The sequence below is a fragment of the Pseudomonas sp. 05N431 genome, assembly GCF_056397005.1.
Window position 1 is genome coordinate 104,561 of the sequence record NZ_JBFTMN010000019.1, and the last position, 6,561, is coordinate 111,121.

Genomic DNA, 6,561 nt, shown 5'->3' on the forward strand with positions numbered 1-6,561 from the left:
CAGGGGATTTGCCGAGTACCGGAGACTTTTGGTTGAAACCACTCCAGTGTGGGAGCGAGCTTGCTCGCGATGAGGCCTGCACAATCGCCGCATATCCCGTCATGAACACCACTTGTCTGCGACATGATGTCCTTTCATATGCCAGACAAAATCCGCGAACACGGCTGCGATGAGGTGCAGGGCTACCTGTTCGGCCGCCCGATGCCGGCGGGTCGCTTCGAGGCGCAGTTCAGCAAAGATGCGTTGTTCATGTTCGATTGAAATTTTGTGGCGCGGCAAATGACGCCATCGCGAGCAAGCTCGCTCCCACAGGGGATTTGCCGAGTGCCTGAGACTTTTGGTTGAAACCACTCCAGTGTGGGAGCGAGCTTGCTCGCGATGAGGCCTGCACAATCGCCGCATATCCCGTCATGAACACCACTTGTCTGCGACATGATGTCCTTTCATATGCCAGACAAAACCCATTGAGTTAGAATGCCTTCCTTTTCTGCCCCCGATCCTTGAGGACCGCCATGTTCAGCCGTGATTTGACTATTGCCAAGTACGACGCCGACCTTTTTGCCGCCATGGAGCAAGAAGCTCAGCGCCAGGAAGAACACATTGAGCTGATCGCTTCGGAAAACTACACCAGCCCAGCGGTGATGGAAGCTCAAGGCTCGGTTCTGACCAACAAGTACGCCGAAGGCTACCCAGGCAAGCGCTACTACGGTGGCTGCGAGTACGTCGACGTGGTTGAGCAGCTGGCCATCGACCGTGCCAAGCAGCTGTTCGGCGCCGATTACGCCAACGTTCAGCCACACGCTGGCTCCCAAGCCAACAGCGCCGTTTACCTGGCCCTGCTGCAAGCGGGCGACACCATCCTGGGCATGAGCCTGGCCCACGGCGGTCACCTGACCCACGGCGCCAGCGTTTCCTCCTCCGGCAAGCTGTACAACGCCGTGCAGTACGGTATCGACAGCAATGGCCTGATCGACTACGACGAAGTCGAGCGTCTGGCGGTAGAACACAAGCCAAAAATGATCGTGGCCGGTTTCTCTGCCTACTCGCAGATCCTCGACTTCCCACGCTTCCGTGAAATCGCTGACAAAGTCGGCGCCTACCTGTTCGTCGACATGGCTCACGTGGCCGGTCTGGTCGCTGCTGGCGTCTACCCGAACCCGGTGCCATTCGCTGACGTGGTCACCACCACCACTCACAAGACCCTGCGCGGTCCACGTGGCGGCCTGATCCTGGCTCGCGCCAACGCCGACATCGAGAAGAAGCTGAACTCCGCGGTATTCCCGGGCGCCCAGGGTGGCCCGCTGGAGCACGTGATCGCCGCTAAAGCGATCTGCTTCAAGGAAGCATTGCAGCCTGAGTTCAAGGCCTACCAGCAACAAGTGGTCAAGAACGCCCAGGCCATGGCCGGTGTGTTCATCGAACGCGGCTTTGACGTGGTTTCCGGCGGTACTGAAAACCACCTGTTCCTGCTGTCGCTGATCAAGCAGGAAATCTCCGGTAAAGACGCCGACGCCGCTCTGGGCAAAGCGTTCATCACCGTGAACAAGAACTCGGTACCGAACGATCCACGCTCCCCGTTCGTCACCTCCGGCCTGCGCTTCGGTACTCCGGCTGTGACCACTCGCGGCTTCAAAGAGGCTGAGTGCAAAGAGCTGGCCGGCTGGATCTGCGACATCCTGGCTGACCTTTCCAACGAAGCGGTGATCGACGCCGTTCGCGAGAAGGTCAAGGCCATCTGCAAGAAGCTGCCGGTATACGGCGCTTAATCGGCCCGCTTAACCGCAGCAAAAAGAAACCGGCCACTGATGGCCGGTTTTTTTTCGCCTGCGAAACCGCTCAAGATCGGCCCTTACCGCACAACTGGTAAGACCGGTAAAGCCAATTTGTCACTTTCCGCTTGCAGCCCTCTGAAAACAGCGCCTAAACTGCGCCTGCACTGGACATACCGGTAAGACCACAATAATTAAGTCCTGAATCTGATGCGCACAGCGCACGGCACCCAGGACACTCACCAGGATTCCTCCCATGCTCAGATGGTGCTCGCGCTCAATCTTCCTTCAAGTTGTCCTTGGACTGGTGCTTGGCATCATCTGCGGACTGGCCCTTCCCGAATACTCCGCCCAGTTAAAACCCCTCGGCGACGGCTTCATCAAACTGATCAAAATGCTCATCGGCCTGATCGTCTTCTGCGTGGTGGTCAGCGGCATTTCCGGCGCAGGCGACCTTAAGAAGGTCGGACGCATCGGCCTCAAATCGGTGATCTACTTCGAAGTGCTGACCACCATCGCCCTGGTGATCGGTCTGGTGTTCGCGTTCAGTACCGGCATCGGTAGCGGTGCGAACATTCATCTGGATCAGCTTTCCACCGCCGACATGGGCGATATCGCCCAGCGCGGCCAGCACATGCACACCACCACGCAGTTCCTGATGGACCTGATCCCGACCTCGGTGATTGGCGCCTTTGCCGACAACAACATCCTGCAAGTACTGCTGTTCTCGGTCTTGTTCGGCAGCGCACTGAACCTGGTGGGTGAAGCGGCCTCGGGAATCTCGCGACTGATCAACGAGCTCAGCCATGTGATTTTCCGCATCATGGGCATGATCGTGCGTCTGGCACCGATTGGTGTGTTTGGTGCGATTGCCTTCACCACCAGCAAATATGGCCTGGACTCCCTGCAACATCTGGGTAGCCTGATCGGCCTGTTTTACCTGACATGCGCAGTGTTCGTGTCGTTGATCCTGGGTCTGGTGATGCGCCTTTCCGGCCTGCGGCTGCTGCCGTTTCTCAAGTACCTGCGCGAAGAGTTGCTGATCGTGCTGGGCACCGCCTCCTCTGACGCCGTGCTTCCGCAAATCATGCGCAAACTGGAGCATCTGGGTATCGGCAGTTCGACGGTTGGCCTGGTGATTCCCACCGGATACTCGTTCAACCTCGATGGTTTTTCGATCTACCTGACCCTGGCCATCGTGTTTATCGCCAACGCCACCGGCACGCCGCTGGCCATGAGCGATTTGCTGACAATCCTGCTGGTTTCGCTGATCACCTCAAAAGGTGCCCATGGTATTCCCGGCTCGGCCCTGGTGATTCTGGCGGCGACCCTGACCGCGATCCCGGCGATTCCGGTGGTGGGCCTGGTGCTGGTGTTGGCGGTGGACTGGTTCATGGGCATCGGCCGGGCACTGACCAACCTGATCGGTAACTGCGTCGCCACCGTGGCCATCGCCCGCTGGGAAAAAGACATCGATGTCCAGCGTGCCAACAAGGTACTGTCCGGCGAGCAGGGCTACACCTTCCAGTCACGTAAATCCGCGACACCGGCACATCAGCAAGAGTTTTGACCGAACCTGTGCCTGTCACTGGCAGGCACAACAATCAGCGTTTTACCGTCTCTCATGGAGCAAACAGTGATCACCTCGTCGACAGTTGTAAATTCAGTGGTTGAAAAGCTTCGTGCCGCATTGGCACGCGGGCAGTGGCGCTCGGGCGACATGTTGCCGGGGCAACGCGAACTGGCTGAACAACTGGGCATCAGCCGGCCGAGCCTGCGTGAAGCAGTGATCGTGCTCGAAACCCTCGGCCTGGTGCGTTCCATGCCCGGCAAAGGCGTGGTGGTGCTGGAGGCCAACCTGAACGACGCGCCAGCCAACGACAGCGGCGTAGCCGGCGCCAGCCTCGAGGATGTGCTGCAACTGCGCTACACCCTCGAACCGTTCATTGTCGGGCTGGTTGCCCAGTCCATCAGCAGCAAGGAAATCGGCCAACTGCGCCTGACGCTGATGGACATGCGCGAAGCCCTCGAAGCGAGTGACAGCGAAGCCGGAATGAACGCTTACATCGCGTTCCACGAAGAGCTGTTCACCCTGACTTCGAACCCGATCTTCCAGAACGTCGTGCAGCAAACCAGCAACGCCCTCAAACAGAGCGCCGAGATGCTGCGCAACTCCCCGGAACACTTGGCCGGGCGCCTGGAAGAAAACGAAGCCGTGGTCCGTGCGATCCGCAGTAAAAACAGCGCCCTGGCCAGCGCCGAAATGCGCCGGCACATCCTTCAGGAAGGGCAACGCATGGGTATTGAACTGAACATCCCGGACGACAATCTGGGCCAATAACTGCTTGTAGACCCCCCTATCGGCAACCGGACTGGAGACAGGCCATGAGTTCCTACGCCTTGAAGAATCCCGTTTTCTCGATTTCCGCCGCCCTGCCCTTGCGCCGCCAGAGCGAAAAGAAGCGTTGCGTCGATGACATCTATCCGCAGATTTTCGACGCCATTCTCGAACAACGCATCGCCCCGGCCAGCCGTTTCACCGAAGAAAGCCTTGGTCAGGCATTCGGTGTCAGCCGCAGCATCATCCGCCAGGTGCTGGCGCGATTGTCCCATCAGCAGGTAGTCATCCTGCGGCCCAATCATCGCCCGCAAGTCGCGGCGCCCGATGCCGAGCAAACCCGCCAGATACTCCACGCCCGCAGGCTGACCGAAACCACCCTGGTGCGACTGGCCTGCCAGCAACCGACGTCCCGGCACCTGCCGCAGTTACGCGAACTGATCGATCGCGAACGCCGCTGTATCGAACAGCACCAACGCGGGCCGGCGATTCGCCTGTCGGGTGAGTTCCACCTGCAACTGGCGCACGTCGCCGGTAACGCGCCGCTGGCACAATTTCTTGGCAGCCTGGTGCCGCTGACATCGCTGGCTATCGCCTGCTACGAAGAACAGTCGCCCAGTCATTGTGCGTGGCAGGAGCATGCGGCGATAGTCGAGGCGGTGGAGCGCGGGGATGCCAAGGCCGCCGAGGGGCTGATGACCGAGCATCTGGATCATCTTGAGAAGAAATTGCTGAGCCCTGAATCGGGATCGGTCCATGATCGCGTAACCGGTTAGATCGTCATCGCGAGCAAGCTCGCTCCCACACTTGACCTGTGTTGTCCACCTGATGTGGTTCGACGCAAATCCAATGTGGGAGCGAGCTTGCTCGCGATAGCGGCCTCAAACACGCACAAAAAATGCCTGACCTTACTCCGCAGCCACCCGCGCAAACCCAGCGCGAATTTTCTCTTCCGGCAGATCATCGGCAATAAACACGATCACGCTCTCTCGCGCTTCGTCCTCGGCCCACTCGGTATCCCAGTCAAAACCGTACAACTTCAGCACGCCCTGAAACACCATGCGCCGTGGTTCGCCGACGATGTTCAACACGCCTTTGTAGCGCAGCAACTGCTTGCCGTGGTCTTCCAGCAGTTCGTTCATGAACTCGCTGAGCTTGTCGATATCCAGCGCTTTTTCGGTACGCAGCACCAGGCTCGAGATGCGGTCGATAGACGGCGCCTTGATCACCGGGCGCAGGCTTACGCCACCGCCGAGGTCGGCATTGAGGTTGAAGCCACGCACATCCAGCAACTCCGCCAGATCGATCTTGCCGTGTTCGACGACACGGATCGGCGCACGACGATTGATCCGGGTCAGGCGTTCGCTCAGCGCGGTAAACGTCGCCTCGTCGACCAGATCGCGTTTGCTCACCAACAACCGGTCAGCAAAACCGACCTGCGCCTGGGCGATGGTCTGGGTCAGGTGCTGCTCGGCGTGAGCCGCATCGACCAGGGTGATGATGCCGTCGAGGATGTAGCGCTCGCGCAACTCTTCATCGATGAAGAAGGTCTGTGCCACCGGAGCCGGATCGGCCAGGCCGGTGCATTCGATCACCAGACGGTCAAAGGCGATTTCGCCGCTGTCCAGGCGTTCCAGCAACAGGTACAGGGCCTTGGTCAGGTCGGTGTGAATGGTGCAGCAGACGCAGCCGTTGGACAGTGTCATGACTTGCACCGGCTCATCGCCCAGTAGTTGGGTGTCGATGCCGGCGTCGCTGAATTCGTTTTCGATCACGGCGATTTTCAGGCCGCGCTCGGCTTTGAGCAGGTGGCGCAGCAGCGTGGTTTTGCCGGCGCCGAGAAAGCCGCTGAGGACTGTTACCGGGATGGGAGAGGACAAACTCGATCTCCTTCAACTACACAAATAAAAATGGGAGCAGGTTAGTGTGGGAGCGAGCTTGCTCGCGATAGCGGTCTGGCAGTCAACTGCAATGTTGAATGTCAAGCCGTCATCGCGAGCAAGCTCGCTCCCACAAAAAGCCTGCTCCCACATTACATCTGATCACCCGCCGTTAGCGGGTCAACAGCATTTCGGCCCACCCTTGCCACCGTAACGAGCCTCCTGGCGTTCCCGAAAGAACGCCTCGTAGCTCATAACCGGTTTGTCCGGGTGTTTGGTCTGCATATGCTCGACGTAAGTGTCGTAGTCGGGCATGCCGACCATCAGGCGCGCGGCCTGACCGAGGTATTTACCGAGGCGACTCAGGTCATTGAACATGCTTGCAACCCTCGATTACGCTTCCGGAATAGCCTGGAATGGCGATTCTTTATCCGTGCGTTCTTTGCTGCCCCAGGCGGAAATACCGACCTTGATCGCATAGAACAGGATGCTGAAGACCACGAACAGGAACAGCGCCGTCAGCGTTGCGTTGGTGTAGGCGTTGTAGATCACGTGCTGCATCTGCGTGATGTCC

General features: G+C 59.0%; 8 protein-coding genes. 5 read left to right on the plus strand and 3 right to left on the minus strand.

The window, feature by feature from the left end; translation table 11 throughout:
- Positions 1-138 precede the first annotated feature (138 nt).
- From AC1DIG_RS25155 to AC1DIG_RS25175, 5 genes are all read left to right on the plus strand, one after another.
- Positions 139-261, plus strand: coding sequence for a hypothetical protein (locus AC1DIG_RS25155; RefSeq protein ID WP_477769473.1), 123 nt, complete (start codon positions 139-141; stop codon positions 259-261).
- A 251-nt stretch (positions 262-512) separates the two neighbouring features.
- The gene (gene glyA, locus AC1DIG_RS25160) at positions 513-1,766 is read left to right on the plus strand and encodes a serine hydroxymethyltransferase (RefSeq protein WP_054595500.1); all 1,254 of its coding nucleotides are present in this window, start codon (positions 513-515) and stop codon (positions 1,764-1,766) included.
- Positions 1,767-2,025: 259 nt separating this feature from the next.
- A complete protein-coding gene (locus tag AC1DIG_RS25165) occupies positions 2,026-3,339 on the plus strand; it encodes a C4-dicarboxylate transporter DctA (RefSeq protein WP_477769469.1) in 1,314 nt (437 codons plus the stop codon).
- A 66-nt stretch (positions 3,340-3,405) separates the two neighbouring features.
- Positions 3,406-4,110: a FadR/GntR family transcriptional regulator gene (locus tag AC1DIG_RS25170; protein ID WP_427547123.1), complete on the plus strand. Its 705-nt coding sequence runs from the start codon at positions 3,406-3,408 to the stop codon at positions 4,108-4,110.
- Between the two features lie 44 nt (positions 4,111-4,154).
- Complete coding sequence (locus AC1DIG_RS25175; RefSeq protein ID WP_477769470.1) at positions 4,155-4,883, plus strand: GntR family transcriptional regulator; 729 nt, start codon at positions 4,155-4,157, stop codon at positions 4,881-4,883.
- Between the two features lie 132 nt (positions 4,884-5,015).
- On the opposite strand, the gene yjiA is transcribed toward AC1DIG_RS25175, so the two are convergent.
- The 3 genes from yjiA to AC1DIG_RS25190 all read right to left on the minus strand — a co-directional run.
- Positions 5,016-5,987 (minus strand): GTPase, encoded by a 972-nt coding sequence (gene yjiA / locus AC1DIG_RS25180; protein WP_477769471.1) that lies wholly within the window; start codon positions 5,985-5,987, stop codon positions 5,016-5,018.
- A 180-nt stretch (positions 5,988-6,167) separates the two neighbouring features.
- A complete protein-coding gene (locus AC1DIG_RS25185; protein WP_010448516.1) occupies positions 6,168-6,365 on the minus strand; it encodes a YbdD/YjiX family protein in 198 nt (65 codons plus the stop codon).
- Positions 6,366-6,380: 15 nt separating this feature from the next.
- Positions 6,381-6,561, minus strand: a 181-nt coding sequence (locus AC1DIG_RS25190; RefSeq protein ID WP_477769472.1) for a hypothetical protein, incomplete at its 5' end; no start/stop codon positions are given.

Excerpts from the sequence above, each read along its gene's own strand:
- AC1DIG_RS25155 (WP_477769473.1), top strand. The coding sequence starts at position 139 with ATGCCAGACAAAATCCGCGAACACGGCTGCGATGAGGTGCAGGGCTAC.
- glyA (WP_054595500.1), top strand. The coding sequence starts at position 513 with ATGTTCAGCCGTGATTTGACTATTGCCAAGTACGACGCCGACCTTTTT.
- AC1DIG_RS25185 (WP_010448516.1), bottom strand. The coding sequence starts at position 6,365 with ATGTTCAATGACCTGAGTCGCCTCGGTAAATACCTCGGTCAGGCCGCG.
- AC1DIG_RS25165 (WP_477769469.1), top strand. The coding sequence starts at position 2,026 with ATGCTCAGATGGTGCTCGCGCTCAATCTTCCTTCAAGTTGTCCTTGGA.
- AC1DIG_RS25175 (WP_477769470.1), top strand. The coding sequence starts at position 4,155 with ATGAGTTCCTACGCCTTGAAGAATCCCGTTTTCTCGATTTCCGCCGCC.